Below are 16,052 nucleotides of genomic sequence, written 5' to 3' on the forward strand. Positions count from 1 at the left end.
ACCTAGCTCAAGCATCTTTGCTCGCGCTGAGCATGTTGCCCATGCGGCACCGGCTGCTGCTGGTACAGTTGGGCAGTATGGGACCTCTTGACCGCGTCGACCTCGACTTGTTGAACGCGCTCGCCGACGATCACCGCGCCACGGTCGTGGCGCTCGCCGAACGGCTCGGCCTGTCCCGCAACACCGTCCAGGCGCGGCTGGCGCGCCTGGAGCGCGGCGGCGTCTTCCAGTCGTTCGAGCGGGCCATCCCCCCGCTCGCACTGGGCCTGCCGATCGAAGCGATGGTGAGCGTCACCGTGCGCCAGGCGGAGTTGCCTCGCATCACGCAGGCGATCGCGACGCTCCCCGAGGTGGTGCAGGCCTACGGCATGAGCGGGCAGGTCGACCTGCTGGTGCGCGTCGCTGCGCGCGACACCCAGCACCTGTTCGACGTCGACGCCCGAATCCTGGCGATCGACGGCGTCGAACGCACCGAAACGTCGTTGGTCATGGGCGAAGTGATCGGATATCGGATCCGACCACTCCTGGAGTCGGCACGGGAGGACGCGATCCGCTGACCTCGCCGGGCGAGAACTCGGGCGTCGGCGGCAGCACGGCATCCGCCGCAAGCGGGGCGAGAGGTGCGGCGCCGACATCCATTCGCACGAGCACGACCCCCGCCAACAGCACCGCACCGCCGATGATCTGGACCGGCGATGGGGCCTCGCCGAGGAGGAGCCAGGCGAAGCCGAGCGCGAAGAGCACTTCGCTGAGGCCGATGAACGACGCCAATCGAGCGCCTACGCGAGGCACGGCCATGACCCCGAAGGCATAGCCGAGGGTCGTTCCGACGGCTCCGACCCACCCGAGGGCGAGGATGCCGGGAACATCGATCCCTCGGAACGTGAGCGTGACGGCCGGCGCGGACAGGGGCATCGCACCGACGACCGCCAGCAGGAGCATGAGACCGGCCCCGACCATCAACCCGCCGGCGGCCAGGGCGAGCGGAGGCAGGTCATCGCCGGTGCGCTCGCTCATCACGAAATAGACACAGACGCAGAGTGCCGCGCCCAGCGCCAGCAGCGTGCCCAGCAGGTCGAATCGGGCGCCGGTGACGTCGACGACGAGCACGAGTCCCACGATCGCGACGACGGATCCGATGATCACGAGTCGCGACGGGGCGCGTCGCGTACGGATCCAGACGAATCCGACGAGCATCACCGGCGCGAGGTACTGGATGAGAAGCGCGACGGCGACGGGCATGCGCTGCATCGCGGAGAAGAACAGCAGCTGACAGCCCAGCACCGGGATGAGCCCGAACGCGACGAGCGAGAGCGCGTGCCGGCGGAGGAATCCGCGCTCACGCCGCGCCGCACGCACGAGAGCGGGCGACAGGATCAGCGCGGCGAGTCCCATGCGCACGACCAGCGCTGCCGAGAGCGACCACCCGGCCTCGAGCAGCGGCTTGACCAGCGGTCCGCTCGAAGAGAAGGCGAGGGCCGAGACGACGGCCATGACGATCCCCGTCGTGCGGGCGGATGAAGCGGTGCGAGACACCGGCGGTCCTCGGGTTCGAGTGCGGGCTGTCATGACTGAACAGCGAATACACTGGTGACACTATCGCCCGGCGAGGTCAGGAGTCAACGTGGTCTTCATCCATGACACCGAAATGTCTCTGCGTGCCGCCGCAGCCCTGGTCAACACCCTGCCGGACACCGACACATCCGGCGTCGACCGCCTCCAGACGCAGGCGGATCTGGCAGCCTACCTCGCCGAGTTCTCCTACACCGGAGCCTTCCGCCGAGATGCCGCCGAGCTCACCGCCGTCCGCGCGAACCGCTCGCGCCTTCGGGCGCTGTGGGACGTCGATCGCGACCGCGCCGTGCCGCTCGTCAACGCGATGCTGCGCGATGGTCGGGCACTGCCCCAACTCGTCATCCACGATCAGTTCGATTGGCACATCCATGCCACGGCGCCCGACGCCCCCCTGGCGATGCGGATGCTCGTGGAATCGGCGATGGCGTTCGTCGACGTGATCCGCTCCGATGCGTGGGATCGCGTCCGCGTCTGCGCGGCGGACGACTGCGAGTCGGTCTATGTCGACTTCTCGAAGAACGGTTCGAAGCGCTACTGCGACACCGGAAACTGCGGCAACCGCATGAACGTCAACGCGTACCGTCGCCGGAAGGCGCGAGAAAACGCCTGACCGCCTCTGCGGCCGCCTGCGGAGTCTCGTAGTGAATGAGGTGGCCGACGGCGGGGATCTCGACCAGCTCGGCGTCGGGGAACATCCCTTGCAGCCGCCGCTCGGCCTCGATCGGCGTGATGTCGTCCTTCTCCGCGGCGATCAGCAGCGTCGGCTGCGCGATCGCCGGTGCGAAGCGGCGGACATCGTTCGAGACGGAGGTGACGAAACCCTCGTACAGCACGTCACGATCGTGGAAGAGGGAGAAGTAGGTGTCGTGCTGGTCGTGGATGAAGCGGCGCAGCAGCGGGTCACGGGTCTTGGCCATCGAGACGCTCATCACGCGGACGATCATGCGGTTTCGCAGGAGCGCGTCACCGATCCGCTTCGGCAGCTTCGCGCCGAGGCGGTAGTAGAGCACCGCCAGTCGCGTGAGGACGCCGCGCGGCCCCTCCAGTGCCGGGGCACCGATCGGGTTGACGAGGATCACGCGCGGGGTCTGCAGTCCTGCGGCGACCGCCGCGGCGACGACGATCGACCCGAAGGAGTGCCCCAGCACGACGGCTCCCGGCGCCACGGCATCCACGAAGGCGCGCAGCCACTGCGCGTAGGCGTCGAGCGTGTGCTCCACTCCCGGAAGCGGTGGCGTCTCACCGAAGCCGGGGAGGTCGGGCGAGATGACGCGGATGCCGTCGAGGTAGGCCACGACCGGCTCCAGTCCGTGGTGGTCACCGCGGTATCCGTGCACGGCGACGAGCGTGATCGGCGCCGCGGGATCTCCGTACACCCAGTACGCCGTCCGCGTCCCGGAGATCTCGATCTCGTCGCGCCCCACGGCGATGGCGGCCAGGCGGTCGGCGTAGGGCGAGGCGACGGTCATCCCAGAAGTCTAGAAGGCTGCCCCCTCGCCGGCGGTCGCGCCCGCGCGCCTGCGCCGCGATGTCGGCGCCCCCACATAACCTCGGGGGCATGCAGACGTGGCAGACGATTCCCCTGTGGGAGGAGGATCCGGCCGCCCCGATCGCTCCCACCCGGCCTGCCCGCCTCGGCTGGGCGGATGCCGTGGGCGTCTTCGATCTGGAGACGACCGGCGTCGACGTGACCTCCGACCGTATCGTCACGGCCCATGTCGGCCTCCTCGACGCCAGCGGCACGGCCGTTCGGGCGCAGTCGTGGCTCGCCGATCCGGGTATCGACATCCCCGAGGGCGCCACCGCCGTCCACGGCATCACGACGGCACACGCCCGCGCGCACGGCTCCGCCGCGCCCTCCGTGATCGCGGAGGTCGTGTCTGCACTGCGCGATCTGCTGGACGCCGGCATCCCGGTGGTGGCCTACAACGCCCCGTTCGACTTCTCGCTGCTCAAATACGAGGCGCTCCGACACGGCATCCCGCCGATCCTGGAGCCCTCGCCGGTCATCGATCCCCTCGTGCTGGACAAAGCACACGACCGCTTCCGCCGCGGCAAGCGCACCCTCGAAGCCGTCGCGGCGCATTACGCCGTACCGCTCGTCGGCGCGCACGACGCGACCGCCGATGCGATCGCGGCGGGCCGGGTCGCACAGGCGCTGGCACGACGGTTCGAGCTCGACGCGCCCGTCCACGAGCTGCACACCCGTCAGATCGGGTGGGCACGCGCGCAGGCCGACAGCCTCACCGAATACTTCATCCGCATCGGCCGGCTCGACCCCGACGACCGCCTCGACGGCAGCTGGCCGATCCGCTGATCGACCGCTCGCGTCGTGGTGGGCGTTCGACGCCCACCACGACGAAAGCCCCGCCGGAGCGGGGCTTTCGCGGGATTCGGATTACTTGCTCGAACCGCCGAAGTTCTTGAAGCGCTGGTTGAACTTCTCGACGCGACCGGCCGAGTCCATGATGCGCTGCTTGCCCGTGTAGAACGGGTGCGAGGCCGAGGAGATTTCGACGTCGATGACCGGGTAGGTCTCACCGTCGAGCTCGATCGTCTTGTCGCTCGTGACCGTCGAACGGGTCAGGAAGGTCTCGCCGGAGCCGAGGTCGCGGAACACGACCGCCTGGTACTCGGGGTGGATGTCAGTCTTCATGGGGTTCCTAACGTGGGCCCTGGATTTTGCCAGGGCGAGGGAAGTCTGTGATGCGGGCGCGGGCGCGCATGCACCAAGGGTCGATCATACCAGCCCGAGGCCGCTCGGAAGAATCCGGATCTCAGTCGCCGTGCGTAGCCCGCGCGGCGTAGCGCCCGCCATCCTCGGTCAGGGCGATCGGCATGCCGAAGGTGGCCGAGAGAGTGTCAGCGGTGAGGGTCTGCGCGATCGGTCCGGCAGCGACGAGGGCGCCCTCGCGAAGGAGCAGCACGTGGGTGAAGCCGACCGGGATCTCCTCCACGTGGTGGGTCACCATCACCATCGCCGGCGTCGTCGGCGCCTGAGCGTACCCGCTGAGCAGTTCGAGGAGTTCTTCGCGCGCGCCGAGGTCGAGGCTCGCCGTCGGCTCGTCCAGCAGCAGCAGCTCCGGATCCGTCATCACCGCGCGCGCGATCTGCACCCGCTTCTGCTCGCCGTCGGAGAGCGTCCCGAACGTGCGCTCGGCGAGATGGTCCAACTTCCACTCGGCCAGCACCCGGCGCGCACGCCGCTCGTCGATCGTCTCGTAGGTCTCGTTCCAGCGCCCCAGCACGGAGAATGCGGCGGTCAGGACGACGTCGAGCACCGTCTCCTCCGGCGGAACCCGGCGTGCCATCGCCGACGACGCGAACCCGATGCGCGGCCGCAGATCGAACACGTCGGTGCGTCCGAGACGCTCGTCCAGGATCGTGACCTCACCCGATGTCGGGTGGATCAGCGTCGCCGCGAGCTGCAGGATGGTGGTCTTGCCGGCACCGTTGGGTCCGAGGACCACCCAGCGCTCATCGTCGGCGACGTGCCAGTCGATGCGATCGATGATGTTGCGAGCATTGCGGCGGACGACGACATCGACGAATTCGAGCACCTGAGGCATGCGCCCAGCCTATCGGGGGCATCCCGGCCATCCCGGCGGTACGCGCCGGACGCGCACGCAGTCCGCGCATTCAGTCCGCGCGCTCGGCGACCTCACGGTAGAGAGCCTCCGTGGCGTCGGCGATCGCCTGCCAGCTGAAGGCCGTGGCGGCGCGTTCCCGGCCGGCCGCGCCGTACGCGCGCGCTCTCTCGGGGTCGGACACCACTTCGGTGAGCACGGCCGCGAGATCGGCGACGAAGCGGTCGGGGTCGACGGGCGTCCCGGTCCCGTCCTGCACCTGCTCGATCGGAACCAACCGCCCGGTGACCCCGTCGACGACGACCTCGGGGATGCCGCCGGTCGCGGTGCCCACGACGGCGGCACCGCACGCCATGGCCTCGAGGTTCACGATGCCGAGCGGCTCGTACACGCTCGGGCACACGAAGGTGGTGGCAGAGGTCAGGATCGCGCAGAGCTGGTCGCGCTGCAGGAACTCGTCGATCCACACCACGCCGTCTCGGCGCGCCTGGAGGTCGCGGACGAGACCTTCGACCTCGGCCATGATCTGCGGCGTGTCCGGAGCGCCGGCGCAGAGGACGATCTGCACGTCGGCGGGCAGCTCAGCGGCGGCCCGAAGGAAATAGGGCAGGCCCTTCTGCCGGGTGATACGACCGACGAACACCACCGACGGGCGGTTCGGATCGATGCCGTAGCACTCGAGAAGCGCATGGTCCTCCCGCGGATGCCACGCCTCCACGTCGATCCCGTTGTAGATCACGCGCACTTTCGCGGGATCGAGCGAGGGATAGCTGCGCAGGATGTCGCGGCGCATTCCGTCGCTGACCGCGATCACGGCAGCGGCGTTCTCGTACGCGGTCTTCTCGATGTAGCTCGACACGGCATACCCGCCTCCGAGCTGCTCCGCCTTCCACGGTCGCAGCGGCTCGAGTGAGTGGGCCGTTACCACGTGCGGGATGCCGTGCAACAGCGAGGCGAGGTGCCCCGCGAAGTTCGCGTACCACGTGTGCGAGTGCACCACATCGGCTCCTGCGACACCGCCGACGATCTCCAGGTCCGTGCCGAGCGTCTGCAGCGCGGGGTTGGCGCCGGCGAGCTCGACCGGCACGCCGTAGGACGTCGTGTCGGCCTCCTCGCGGTCGCCGCCGAACGCACGCACCTGCACGTCGATGCTCCGTCGCAGGGCAGCGACGAGTTCGGTGACGTGAACGCCGGCGCCGCCGTAGATCTCGGGCGGGTACTCCTTGGTGACGATGTCGACGCGCATGTCACGAACGCTAGTACACGGTCGAACGGGGGCCTAGTGTGGTGACATGCCTGCAGCGCCGAAGGTCTTCGGAATCATCCTCGCCGGCGGCGAGGGAAAGCGCCTCATGCCTCTGACGGAGGACAGAGCCAAACCCGCGGTGCCCTTCGGCGGCCAGTACCGGCTGATCGACTTCGCGATCTCGAACCTGATCAATTCGGGACTTCGGCAGATCGTGGTGCTGACGCAGTACAAGTCGCACAGCCTCGACCGGCACGTGTCCCAGACCTGGCGGATGTCCGCTCTGTTGAACTCCTACGTGGCCTCGGTGCCGGCGCAGCAGCGTCTGGGCAAGCGCTGGTTCTCCGGCTCGGCAGACGCCATCCTGCAGTCGTTGAACCTCATCCACGACGAGAAGCCCGACATCGTGGTGGTGATCGGCGCCGACCACGTGTACCGGATGGACTTCGAGCAGATGCTGGCCGCGCACATCGAGTCGGGAGCCAAGGCGACGGTCGCCGGCATCCGCCAGCCCATCGGGCTCGCCAACCAGTTCGGGGTGATCGATCTCGACCCGAGCGACAACGTCACGATCCGCGACTTCCTCGAAAAGCCCCAGAACCCGACCGGACTGGCCGATGCGCCGCACGAGGTGCTGGCATCGATGGGCAACTACATCTTCGATGCCGACGCCCTGATCGCGGCTGTGGAAGCGGACGGCGAGCTGCCGGGCTCGAACCACGACATGGGCGGCGACATCATCCCCTATTTCGTGGGGCGCGGCGAGGCGGCGGTGTATGACTTCAAGCGCAACGACGTGCCGGGCTCGACCGATCGCGACCGCGACTACTGGCGGGATGTGGGCACGATCGACTCGTTCTTCGACGCGCACATGGATCTCATCTCGACGCTGCCGATCTTCAACCTCTACAACGTCGACTGGCCGATCCACTCGCAGTCGGTGAACTCGCCGCCCGCCAAGTTCGTGCGCGACGGCGTCGGCCGTATGGGCAACGCGATCGACTCGATCGTGTCACTGGGCTCGGTGCTGTCGGGAACCCATCTGGAGCGCTCCGTGGTCGGCCCATGGACGTTGTCGGGCGGCGGCTCGACCATCACCGATTCCGTGCTCTTCGATCACGTCCAGGTCGGTGCCGGCGCGCGGGTGCATCGCGCGATCCTCGACAAGAACGTCGTGCTGGAGCCGGGGGCGACGGTCGGCGTCGATCGTGCCTTCGATCTCGCGCGCGGCTTCACCGTGACCGACAGCGGCATCACCGTGGTGGGAAAGAACGCCTACGTCGCACGCTGACGGCCGATAGGTTGGACGGGTGCCTGACGCCCGCTTCCTCGTCGTGTTCGACGCCGACTCCACTCTGCTGCGCAACGAAGTCATCGAGCTCATCGCCGACGAGGCCGGCCGTGGCCCCGAGGTCGCGGCGGCCACCGAGGCGGCGATGCGCGGTGAAGTGGATTTCGCGACGAGTCTGCGCTCGCGCGTGGCCGAGCTGCGCGGCGTCCCGCTGAGCGCCTTCGACCGCGTGCGGGCGCGCGTAGAGCCCACCCCGGGAGCGGCCGAGCTCGTCGCCGCCATTCACGCCCGCGGCGGGAGGGCCGCCGTCGTATCCGGCGGATTCCACGAGATCCTGGACGTCATCGCACCCCGGCTCGGAATCGACGAGTGGCGCGCGAATCGACTGGCCGTCGACGGCGGCGTGCTGTCCGGCCTCGTCGATGGCGAGATCGTGGATGCCGCCGGCAAAGCCGCAGCACTGGGCGAGTGGGCCGCGGCATCCGGTGTTCCGCTCTCCCGCACGATCGCCGTGGGCGACGGCGCGAACGACCTGCAGATGATGGCCGTCGCCGGGCTCGGCGTCGCGTTCAACGCGAAGCCCGCGGTGCGACGGCACGCCGACCTCGTCATCGGCCCGGTCGACCTGCGCGAACTCATCCCAATGCTCCCCTGACCTTCCGCGACCGCATCGCGCGTCGTGGACGCACGGATGTCGGTGGCCCGGCGTACCGTGAGCGCATGGACGTCATCATGATTCCCGGTCTCTGGCTCGACGCATCGTCGTGGGACGACGTGCTTCCTGCGCTGCGCAGTGCAGGGTTGACCCCACGACCGTTGACGATGCCGGGCCTGGGGGCGCCCGGCGTCGAGAGCGCCGGCATCGGCATCGCCGACTGGGTCGCGGCGGCCGTCGCCGCGATCGACGAGTCTGTCGGACCCGTTGCGGTCGTCGGCCACAGCGGAGGCGGCAACGTCGCCTGGGGAGCAGCGGATGCCCGCCCCGAACGCGTGGCCCGGGTCGTCCTGGTCGATACTGCGGTGCCGCACGACGGGGGCATGATCTCGGAGTTCGACGTCGTCGACGGCGTCGTGCCGTTCCCCGGCTGGGACTTCTTCGACGAGGACGACGTGGCTGATCTCGACGCGCAGACGCGGGCGCGCACCGCACCGCTGACCCGCTCGGTGCCGGCTCGGGTCCCCACCGACGCGATCGCGCTGCACGACGAACGTCGCTACGAGCTTCCCGTCACCGTGCTCTCCGGATCACTGGGCGAAGAGGAGTTCCGCGGCTTCCTCGCACAGTGGGGCCGGTACGCCGACGAGTTCTCGGCGATCCGCGACACCGAGATCGTCCGTCTGGGCAGCGGCCATTGGCCGCAGTTCTCCCAGCCACAGCGGCTGGGCGACGCGATCGCCGCCGCCATCACGCGAGCGCCGCTGCCTTCGTCGCCGCGCTGAGCGGGCCGCAAGACCCACCGGTCACGGCGAGAGGGTCTCCGCAGCGAGCCGAGATGCCGAGGGGCTCAGTGCCCCATCCCGAGACCGCCGTCGACGGGGATGACGGCACCCGAGATGTAGGCGGCATCCTCCGACGCCAGCCACGTGACGACGCCGGCGACCTCGTCGGGGGTCGCGAAGCGACCGACGGGAATGTTCCGCTTGTACTCGTTCTGCGTGTCTTCGGGCAGTTCGGCGGTCATGTCGGTCTCGATGAATCCGGGCGCGACGACGTTGGTCGTGATCCCGCGACCGCCGAGCTCTCGAGTCAGCGAGCGCGCAAAGCCGACGAGTGCCGCCTTCGACGACGAGTAGTTGATCTGGCCGGGCGACCCGTACAGACCCACGACGCTCGAGATGAGGATGACCCGTCCCCACTTGGCGCGCAGCATGCCCTTGGACGCACGCTTGACGACGCGGAACGTTCCGCCCAGGTTCGTGGCCACGACGGAGTCGAAATCGTCCTCGGTCATCCGCAGCAGCAGCGTGTCCTTCGTGATCCCGGCGTTCGCGACCACGATCTCCACGGGACCGAGCTGCTTCTCGACCTCGGCGAACGCGGCATCCAACGACGCAGCATCCGTCACGTCGGCCCGCACCGTGAGCGTGCCCTCCGGGCCCTCGCCGGAGCGGGCGGTGACCGCGGTGCGATACCCCTCCGCGACGAAGCGGGCGGCGATGGCGCGGCCGATGCCGCGGTTTCCGCCGGTGACGAGGACGACACGGTCGTGCGACATAGGGGCTCCGTTTCGCTCGGGAGGAACCGCCCCAGCCTACCCGTCGCGCACGACGGATCCCCTCTCGCGCGCGGCGCCCGATAGGCTGGCACGGCGAGACAGGAGAGATCATGACCGACGCGACGAACCCTCAGTCCCCGGATGCCGCGGCCACCCCGCCCGTGACGCCTCCGACTCCGGCACCTGCGGCCGATGCGACCTATGCGCCGCCGGCGGCACCCGCCTACCAGCCTCCGGCATATCAGCCGCCGTCCTATCCCTCCGCACCCCCGGCGTACGGCGCGAGCACCGGCGCCCCGGTGCAGCCCGCTCCTGGCGCACCGCCCGTGTACGGGTCCGCTCCCTACTACGGGGCGCCCGCCGTGAAGACGAACGTGCTCGCCGTCATCTCGATGATCGCGTCGATCCTGGGCTTCGTGTGGATCCTTCCGCTCATCGGGTCGGTTGGCGGTGCCATCATGGGCCACATCTCGCTGAACCAGATCAAGCGCACGGGTGAAGGCGGCCGCGCAATGGCGCTTGCGGGCGTGATCGTGGGATGGGTCGGCACCGCGATCTCACTCTTGATCATCGGCTTCTTCGTCTTCTTCATCATCCTCGGGGCCGCCGCCAGCTCGCGTTACGGCTCGTACTGATCGGGCGACGCCGCGCCTGCGACGCCCACGCGGCGTAGGCTGAGGGGACCGTGAAAAGCTCCCGTGCTCAGTCCGCCACGTCGTTGCCGCGCGCGCCGCGCGACGACGCGAGCGCGCGCATGACGAAGTACTTCACGATGATGGTCATCCGGGTGATCTGCTTCGTCCTCATGGTGGCCGTCACCCCCTACAGCTGGTACACGTGGCTGTTCGGAGCCGGAGCGATGTTCCTTCCCTACTTCGCCGTGGTGATCGCCAACGTCGCCTCCGGATCGGCCGAACGTGCCATCGCCCCCGAGCGCGCGATCGAGGCCTCTCCGACCCTGCGTCCACCGTCGGACGCCCCGACCGCCGCGGTCGACGAGACGCCCCGCGTGATCAGACTGAGCGAGTCCTCGCGGCAGCCGCCCGCACCCCGGACGCCGTCGGACGACGAATGACCGAGGCCATCTGCTCGAGGACCGGCTGCCGCGCGCCCGCGACGTGGCAGGTGCAGTGGCGCAATCCGCGCATCCACGCGCCCGAACGACGCAAGATCTGGGCCGCGTGCGGCGATCACGTCGACTATCTGCGCGACTATCTCGCCGCCCGCGACTTCCCGGTGGACGTGGTCGCCTTCGATACGGAGGCGACCAGATGAGAGAACGCACGGCTCGGCAGCAGACGGCGCTGCGCTGGGCAGGATACGTCGCGATCGCGATCGTCTTCGCGATCGTCTGCGCCTTCCTGTCGAACTGGCAGTTCACGCGCAACGCGGAGCGAAGCAGCCAACTCGCCCTGATCGCCGCGAACTACGACGCCGCGCCGGTGCCGCTGGGGCAGGTGATCGGCGCCGACGGCGCGTTCCGACCCGGCGACCAATGGCGCCCGGTCTCCCTGACCGGTCAGTATCTGACCGACCACACGCTGTTGGCTCGTAATCGCGCGCACGGTGGGACGAGCGCCTTCGAGGTGCTCGTCCCATTCCGGACGGTCGACGGAGCGGTCTTCCTCGTCGACCGCGGCTGGCTGCCGCCCGGCTCCTCCCAGCCCGAGCCGGACGCGATCCCCACTCCCCCCGCCGGCCAGGTACAGGTGATCGCGCGACTCAAGCCGGGCGAGCCGCTGCCGAACTCGGGACGCTCCGCGCCGGACGGCCAGGTGCCGACCATCAATCTCCCCCTGATCGCGGAGACCACCGCTCAGCCCGCGCTCATCACGAGCGCCTACGGACTGCTGGTGTCCGAACAGCCCAGTCCCGCGGAGACACCCAACGCACTCGAGTCGCCATCGGACGACCCCGGCCCATACCTCTCGTACGCGATCCAGTGGATCCTCTTCGCGCTGATGGGATTCGTCTTCATCTGGTACATGATCCGCACCGAGATCCGTCACCGGCGAGAGGATGCGGAAGACGCAGCCGCGGAACGGGCAGGCGAGACCCCGACGCCGGACGAGGAGGAGGCGTCTCCCGCCGCTCGTCGGCGCCGACAGCGCGAAGCCCGGCGACCGGATCGCGACATGCAGGAAGAAGACGCCCTTCTCGACGAGCTGACGTCCCGCTGAGCAGTCCGACGCGGAATCGGCGTCAGGCGAGGGTGATCAGGTCGACGTAGTCGCGACCCCAGATGTCCTCGACGCCGTCGGGCAGGATCAGCACCCGTTCGGGGTTGAGGGCCTGAACGGCGCCCTCGTCGTGGGAGACCAGCACGACCGCACCTTCGTAATGGGCCAGTGCGCCGAGGATCTCCTCGCGCGAGGCGGGGTCGAGGTTGTTGGTGGGTTCGTCCAGCAGCAGCATGTTCGCCGACGAGACGACGAGCGTCGCCAACGACAGACGAGTCTTCTCACCGCCGGAGAGCACACCGGCGGGCTTGAGGACGTCGTCACCGGTGAACAGGAACGAACCGAGCACCTTGCGCGCCTCGGTGGCGTTGATATCCGGCGCCGCCGACATCATGTTGTCGAGGACCGACCGGTTGACGTCGAGGTTCTCGTGCTCCTGCGCGTAGTAGCCGATCTTCAGGCCGTGGCCGGGTTCGATGATGCCGGTGTCGGCCTTGTCGACGCCGGCGAGGATCCTGAGCAACGTGGTCTTGCCGGCACCGTTGAGCCCGAGCACGACCACTTTCGATCCGCGATCGATGGCCAGGTCGACGTCCGTGAAGATCTCCAGCGATCCGTAGGACTTCGAGAGGTTCTTCGCCATGAGCGGCGTCTTGCCGCACGGCGCCGGCTTGGGGAAGCGCAGCTTCGCGACGCGGTCCTCTTGGCGGACCTCCTCGAGACCGGAGAGCATCTTCTCGGCGCGAGCGACCATCTGGTGGGCCGCGGCGGCCTTGGACGCCTTCGCACCGAAGCGCGCGGCCTGCAACTGCAGCGCCGTCGCCTTCTTCTCGATGTTGACGCGCTCCTTCTTGCGTCGTTCCTCATCGGCGACCCGCTGGCGCAGGTAGTTCTTCCAGTTCATGTTGTAGACGTCGATGACCTGACGCATCGCGTCGAGGTAGAAGACACGGTTGACCGTCTCGCCGACGAGTTCCACGTCGTGGCTGATGACGATGAGCCCGCCCTTGTAGTTCTTCAGGAACTCGCGCAGCCACACGACGCTGTCCGCGTCGAGGTGGTTCGTCGGCTCGTCGAGGATCATCGTCTGCGCGTCGGAGAAGAGGATGCGCGCAAGCTCGATGCGACGACGCTGACCGCCCGACAGGGTCTTCAGGGGCTGGTCGAGGATGCGGTCCGGCAGCGACAGGTTGTGCGCGATGGATGCCGCTTCCGACTCGGCCGCGTACCCGCCGAGCGCCTCGAAGCGCTCCATGAGGTTGCCGTAGCGGCGCATCGCCTTCGCGGCCGCCTTTTCGTCGGCATCCCCCATCTGCAACGAGGCCTCGTGCATCTGCAGGGCGAGCGTGCCGAGCCCTCGCGCATCGAGGATGCGGGTGCGCGCCAGCATCTCCGGATCGCCGGAGCGCGGGTCCTGCGGCAGGTAGCCGAGCTCGCCCGAGCGTTCGACCTTTCCGTCGGCCGGCAGCAGGTCGCCCGCGAGCACCTTCGTGAGCGTCGTCTTGCCGGCTCCATTGCGGCCGACGAGACCGATCTTGTCGCCGTCGGAGACGCGAAACGACACCTCCGACATGAGCGTGCGAGCGCCCACGCGGATCTCGAGGTCGTGCACGGCAAGCACAGCAGACGTCCGTTCGTCGGGGATGGGGAACGGCCCGGAGACGGACCAGCCTCCCATTCTACCGTCCACGTCCGGCGTCGGCCGCCGCTCGAGTCCAGAGGTGCCAGACTCGGGACCATGCGATTGCGCCCCTTCGCCGACGACGATCTGACGCTGCCCTTCCTCGGCACGATCGCGTTCCGCACCGATCGATGGCGTGATGCGCATACCCGCTCGACCGTGCTGGAGGTGGACGGGCACCCCGTGGCCGCCGGCATCATGTGGACCTCGCGCGTGCACGGGGACCGGTACTGGGTCGCCATCGTGGTCGAGCCCGCATCGCGTGGCCGCGGTTACGGGAAGGCCGTGTTCGCCCACTTGTCGACACTGCGAGATGCGCCACTGACCTTCATGACGCGCGGGTACGTCGACGACGATGCACTCGGCTTCGCCGACGCCCTGGGAGCACGGACCATACAGGTGGTGCCACCCGCGGACGTGCCGGCGGCGTCTCGCGCGGTTCTGCGGCCGCACCCGGCGGTGCAGAGCGTCCGCGATCTGCACTGGGACGACGTCCTCGATGCCAACGCGGCCGTCTACGCCTGGACGCACGAGGGCTGGTCGCCCGTCGCTCGGGATTTCGCGGCGGCTCTCTCGGAAGACCTCGAGGCCGAGGTCGACCGCGACGCGAGCAGCGCCGCCGTCGTCGACGGCGAGATCGTCGCGCTGGCGCTCGTCTATCACGACTCGACACCCCCGTGCCTCACGGCGGAGACCACGAGCAGGGAGACGGCCGACGGTGAGCGCTTGATCGAGGCCTGCGTCCGGCGCTCCCTCGACGTGCTGGCAGCTCGCGGCGTCGAGCGGGTCACCTTCGACGGCCATGTCAGCGATCCGCACTTCCTCCCCGTATGGGCGCGCCTCTCACCGAGGGGCCGCTGGTTCCGCCTCGTCGAGATCCCTCCGACCGGCGGATGACGAGCGAGCGGGACGGGTCATCCTCAGCTCGTGCACGCCCTCGTCGACACGCACGGTTCCGTCGGGCACGAATCCGTGCTTGGCAGAGAAGGCCTGCGCGCGAGGATGGGGATCGGCCACCCACAGCATGTGCGCTGCGGATGCCGGGGCCACCGCGTCCAAGAGAGCGGCGCCGACGCCGGTGCCGTGGTGATCGGCAAGGACGTAGAGCACGTGGAGCGCACGATCCGGAGTGCCATCCGTCCGGTCCTCTTCCGGGGTGGGACCGGTCATCGCGATCCCCACGACCTCGTCGTCGACGAGGGCGACGGCCGCAGCGACCTGCGCGAAGCGGGGGTCGTCGCCCAGCACCGCGGTCCAGAAGCGCTCGCGACGGTCCACGAAGTCGGGCGCGTCGAGGATCTCGTCAGCCATGAGGCCGCGGTACGTCTGCCGCCACCCCTCCAGGTGCACGCGCGCCATACCGGCGGCATCCGCGGGACGAGCGGAGCGAACGGTGAAAGTCATCATGCGGCGAGTGTCGTCAGCGAGGCGGGACCGGGATCGCGACGGGCTATCGCCGTCAGATTGTCTCGATGCGACAACGAATCGTCCTCTCTTCCATCGATCTCGGCCAGGTGGCCCGCGTGGCGAGACTTTAGGCTGAGCCATGAACCGTCCACCTCTCGAAGGAGACCGCATGTCCCTCGCCGCCGCCGGCCGCCGCCTCGTGCTCGCCGATCTCATCGCCCGCCCGACCGACCGGGCCCGCGCCGCCGCCCTGGACACAGCCCTCGTGATCGCGGGCGCCGCCGTGGTCGCGGTGCTCGCGCAGGTCGAGGTTCCGCTCTGGCCCGTGCCCATCACGGGACAGACTCTCGCCGTCGTCGTCGTGGGCGCCGCCCTCGGCGCCCGTCGCGGCGCCGCCGCTCTCCTCACCTACCTCGTCGCCGGCCTCGCGGGTCTGCCGGTCTTCGCGGGATTCACGGGAACCATCGCAGCCGTCGCCAAGCCGAGCTTCGGGTTCATCATCGGCTTCGTCTTCGCCGCCTTCGTCGCGGGATGGTTCGCGGAGCGCGCGTGGGACCGACGTCCCGTCCTCGCGTTCGTCGGCTTCGTGGCGGCGAGCGTGATCCCGTTCCTGTTCGGTGTGCCCTACATGGCCTTCATCCTGAACACCGTCCTCGGCAAGGGACTCGGTATCGAGGCGATCCTCGCCGCTGGCGTCACTCCGTTCATCGTCGGCGGCATCGTCAAGGCCGCGCTGGCGGCGCTGCTGATCCCGGCGGCATGGGCGGGCGTGCGTGCCGTGGAGAACCGTTCCGGCCGCTGACTCCTCACCTCACGACGACGGCCCCGACCGCAGTGGTCGGGGCCGTCGTCGTGAGGTGGAGGGCGCG

General features: G+C 69.0%; 20 protein-coding genes. 12 read left to right on the forward strand and 8 right to left on the reverse strand.

The genetic code is table 11. From position 1 onward, the window contains the following. The first annotated feature begins 77 nt into the window (after positions 1-77). Positions 78-557 (forward strand): Lrp/AsnC family transcriptional regulator, encoded by a 480-nt coding sequence (locus tag CEP17_RS05970; RefSeq protein ID WP_039416182.1) that lies wholly within the window; start codon positions 78-80, stop codon positions 555-557. Here CEP17_RS05970 and CEP17_RS05975 read toward each other — a convergent pair. Further along, complete coding sequence (locus tag CEP17_RS05975) at positions 487-1,536, reverse strand: DMT family transporter (RefSeq protein ID WP_239498598.1); 1,050 nt, start codon at positions 1,534-1,536, stop codon at positions 487-489. The genes CEP17_RS05970 and CEP17_RS05975 overlap by 71 nt on opposite strands. 88 nt (positions 1,537-1,624) lie before the next feature. Here CEP17_RS05975 and CEP17_RS05980 point away from each other — a divergent pair, with 88 nt between their 5' ends. Beyond that, positions 1,625-2,185: a CGNR zinc finger domain-containing protein gene (locus CEP17_RS05980; RefSeq protein WP_039416078.1), complete on the forward strand. Its 561-nt coding sequence runs from the start codon at positions 1,625-1,627 to the stop codon at positions 2,183-2,185. Here CEP17_RS05980 and CEP17_RS05985 read toward each other — a convergent pair. Then, a complete protein-coding gene (locus CEP17_RS05985) occupies positions 2,145-3,044 on the reverse strand; it encodes an alpha/beta hydrolase (RefSeq protein WP_039416079.1) in 900 nt (299 codons plus the stop codon). The genes CEP17_RS05980 and CEP17_RS05985 overlap by 41 nt on opposite strands. Before the next feature lie 59 nt (positions 3,045-3,103). Here CEP17_RS05985 and CEP17_RS05990 point away from each other — a divergent pair, with 59 nt between their 5' ends. After that, positions 3,104-3,892, forward strand: a complete 789-nt coding sequence (locus tag CEP17_RS05990; RefSeq protein ID WP_112931609.1) for an exonuclease domain-containing protein — start codon at positions 3,104-3,106, stop codon at positions 3,890-3,892. An 81-nt stretch (positions 3,893-3,973) separates the two neighbouring features. On the opposite strand, the gene CEP17_RS05995 is transcribed toward CEP17_RS05990, so the two are convergent. The 3 genes from CEP17_RS05995 to glgA form a co-directional block, all read right to left on the reverse strand. Then, positions 3,974-4,231 (reverse strand): type B 50S ribosomal protein L31, encoded by a 258-nt coding sequence (locus CEP17_RS05995; protein ID WP_036289266.1) that lies wholly within the window; start codon positions 4,229-4,231, stop codon positions 3,974-3,976. Between the two features lie 121 nt (positions 4,232-4,352). Further along, on the reverse strand, positions 4,353-5,144 hold the full coding sequence (locus tag CEP17_RS06000) for an ABC transporter ATP-binding protein (protein ID WP_112931610.1): 792 nt from the start codon (positions 5,142-5,144) through the stop codon (positions 4,353-4,355). Between the two features lie 70 nt (positions 5,145-5,214). Beyond that, on the reverse strand, positions 5,215-6,408 hold the full coding sequence (glgA, locus tag CEP17_RS06005) for a glycogen synthase (protein WP_112931611.1): 1,194 nt from the start codon (positions 6,406-6,408) through the stop codon (positions 5,215-5,217). A 46-nt stretch (positions 6,409-6,454) separates the two neighbouring features. On the opposite strand from glgA, the gene glgC reads away from it, so the two are divergent. The 3 genes from glgC (at position 6,455) to CEP17_RS06020 (ending at position 9,139) form a co-directional block, all read left to right on the forward strand. Continuing rightward, positions 6,455-7,699, forward strand: coding sequence for a glucose-1-phosphate adenylyltransferase (glgC, locus tag CEP17_RS06010; protein ID WP_039416083.1), 1,245 nt, complete (start codon positions 6,455-6,457; stop codon positions 7,697-7,699). Positions 7,700-7,718: 19 nt separating this feature from the next. Beyond that, a complete protein-coding gene (serB, locus tag CEP17_RS06015; RefSeq protein ID WP_112931612.1) occupies positions 7,719-8,354 on the forward strand; it encodes a phosphoserine phosphatase SerB in 636 nt (211 codons plus the stop codon). A gap of 65 nt (positions 8,355-8,419) precedes the next feature. Further along, positions 8,420-9,139, forward strand: coding sequence for an alpha/beta hydrolase (locus tag CEP17_RS06020; protein ID WP_239498599.1), 720 nt, complete (start codon positions 8,420-8,422; stop codon positions 9,137-9,139). Between the two features lie 65 nt (positions 9,140-9,204). On the opposite strand, the gene CEP17_RS06025 is transcribed toward CEP17_RS06020, so the two are convergent. Further along, positions 9,205-9,915 (reverse strand): beta-ketoacyl-ACP reductase, encoded by a 711-nt coding sequence (locus tag CEP17_RS06025; RefSeq protein ID WP_036318104.1) that lies wholly within the window; start codon positions 9,913-9,915, stop codon positions 9,205-9,207. A 110-nt stretch (positions 9,916-10,025) separates the two neighbouring features. On the opposite strand from CEP17_RS06025, the gene CEP17_RS06030 reads away from it, so the two are divergent. Genes CEP17_RS06030 through CEP17_RS06045 form a run of 4 tightly spaced genes read left to right on the forward strand, consistent with a single transcriptional unit; the run spans position 10,026 to position 12,095 of the window. After that, positions 10,026-10,550 carry a DUF4190 domain-containing protein gene (locus CEP17_RS06030; protein ID WP_112931613.1) on the forward strand — a complete coding sequence of 175 codons (525 nt, stop codon included), beginning with the start codon at positions 10,026-10,028 and terminating at the stop codon, positions 10,548-10,550. Positions 10,551-10,600: 50 nt separating this feature from the next. Beyond that, positions 10,601-10,990 (forward strand): DUF3099 domain-containing protein, encoded by a 390-nt coding sequence (locus tag CEP17_RS06035; RefSeq protein ID WP_112931614.1) that lies wholly within the window; start codon positions 10,601-10,603, stop codon positions 10,988-10,990. Then, positions 10,987-11,190, forward strand: coding sequence for a hypothetical protein (locus tag CEP17_RS06040; protein ID WP_036318109.1), 204 nt, complete (start codon positions 10,987-10,989; stop codon positions 11,188-11,190). Before CEP17_RS06035 ends, CEP17_RS06040 begins: the two co-directional genes overlap by 4 nt. Further along, the gene (locus CEP17_RS06045; RefSeq protein ID WP_036318110.1) at positions 11,187-12,095 is read left to right on the forward strand and encodes an SURF1 family protein; all 909 of its coding nucleotides are present in this window, start codon (positions 11,187-11,189) and stop codon (positions 12,093-12,095) included. The genes CEP17_RS06040 and CEP17_RS06045 overlap by 4 nt, the downstream gene beginning before the upstream one ends. Positions 12,096-12,117: 22 nt before the next feature. Here CEP17_RS06045 and abc-f read toward each other — a convergent pair whose 3' ends face one another. Then, positions 12,118-13,716: a ribosomal protection-like ABC-F family protein gene (abc-f, locus tag CEP17_RS06050; RefSeq protein ID WP_112931615.1), complete on the reverse strand. Its 1,599-nt coding sequence runs from the start codon at positions 13,714-13,716 to the stop codon at positions 12,118-12,120. Positions 13,717-13,833: 117 nt separating this feature from the next. Here abc-f and CEP17_RS06055 point away from each other — a divergent pair, with 117 nt between their 5' ends. Beyond that, positions 13,834-14,673, forward strand: a complete 840-nt coding sequence (locus CEP17_RS06055; RefSeq protein ID WP_112931616.1) for a GNAT family N-acetyltransferase — start codon at positions 13,834-13,836, stop codon at positions 14,671-14,673. On the opposite strand, the gene CEP17_RS06060 is transcribed toward CEP17_RS06055, so the two are convergent. Next, positions 14,620-15,183, reverse strand: coding sequence for a GNAT family N-acetyltransferase (locus CEP17_RS06060; RefSeq protein WP_112931617.1), 564 nt, complete (start codon positions 15,181-15,183; stop codon positions 14,620-14,622). The genes CEP17_RS06055 and CEP17_RS06060 overlap by 54 nt on opposite strands. A 169-nt stretch (positions 15,184-15,352) precedes the next feature. On the opposite strand from CEP17_RS06060, the gene CEP17_RS06065 reads away from it, so the two are divergent. Then, on the forward strand, positions 15,353-15,985 hold the full coding sequence (locus tag CEP17_RS06065) for a biotin transporter BioY (protein ID WP_036318092.1): 633 nt from the start codon (positions 15,353-15,355) through the stop codon (positions 15,983-15,985). Positions 15,986-16,052: the final 67 nt, after the last annotated feature.

This window comes from Microbacterium sp. PM5, assembly GCF_003293595.1.
In the GTDB taxonomy this organism is placed as follows: domain Bacteria; phylum Actinomycetota; class Actinomycetes; order Actinomycetales; family Microbacteriaceae; genus Microbacterium.

Coding starts and splice junctions, on each gene's coding strand:
- CEP17_RS05970 (WP_039416182.1), top strand. CDS start 78: ATGGGACCTCTTGACCGCGTCGACCTCGACTTGTTGAACGCGCTCGCC.
- CEP17_RS05985 (WP_039416079.1), bottom strand. CDS start 3,044: ATGACCGTCGCCTCGCCCTACGCCGACCGCCTGGCCGCCATCGCCGTG.
- CEP17_RS05990 (WP_112931609.1), top strand. CDS start 3,104: ATGTCGGCGCCCCCACATAACCTCGGGGGCATGCAGACGTGGCAGACG.
- CEP17_RS05995 (WP_036289266.1), bottom strand. CDS start 4,231: ATGAAGACTGACATCCACCCCGAGTACCAGGCGGTCGTGTTCCGCGAC.
- CEP17_RS06000 (WP_112931610.1), bottom strand. CDS start 5,144: ATGCCTCAGGTGCTCGAATTCGTCGATGTCGTCGTCCGCCGCAATGCT.
- glgA (WP_112931611.1), bottom strand. CDS start 6,408: ATGCGCGTCGACATCGTCACCAAGGAGTACCCGCCCGAGATCTACGGC.
- glgC (WP_039416083.1), top strand. CDS start 6,455: ATGCCTGCAGCGCCGAAGGTCTTCGGAATCATCCTCGCCGGCGGCGAG.
- CEP17_RS06020 (WP_239498599.1), top strand. CDS start 8,420: ATGGACGTCATCATGATTCCCGGTCTCTGGCTCGACGCATCGTCGTGG.
- CEP17_RS06025 (WP_036318104.1), bottom strand. CDS start 9,915: ATGTCGCACGACCGTGTCGTCCTCGTCACCGGCGGAAACCGCGGCATC.
- CEP17_RS06030 (WP_112931613.1), top strand. CDS start 10,026: ATGACCGACGCGACGAACCCTCAGTCCCCGGATGCCGCGGCCACCCCG.
- CEP17_RS06040 (WP_036318109.1), top strand. CDS start 10,987: ATGACCGAGGCCATCTGCTCGAGGACCGGCTGCCGCGCGCCCGCGACG.
- CEP17_RS06045 (WP_036318110.1), top strand. CDS start 11,187: ATGAGAGAACGCACGGCTCGGCAGCAGACGGCGCTGCGCTGGGCAGGA.
- CEP17_RS06055 (WP_112931616.1), top strand. CDS start 13,834: ATGCGATTGCGCCCCTTCGCCGACGACGATCTGACGCTGCCCTTCCTC.
- CEP17_RS06060 (WP_112931617.1), bottom strand. CDS start 15,183: ATGATGACTTTCACCGTTCGCTCCGCTCGTCCCGCGGATGCCGCCGGT.
- CEP17_RS06065 (WP_036318092.1), top strand. CDS start 15,353: ATGTCCCTCGCCGCCGCCGGCCGCCGCCTCGTGCTCGCCGATCTCATC.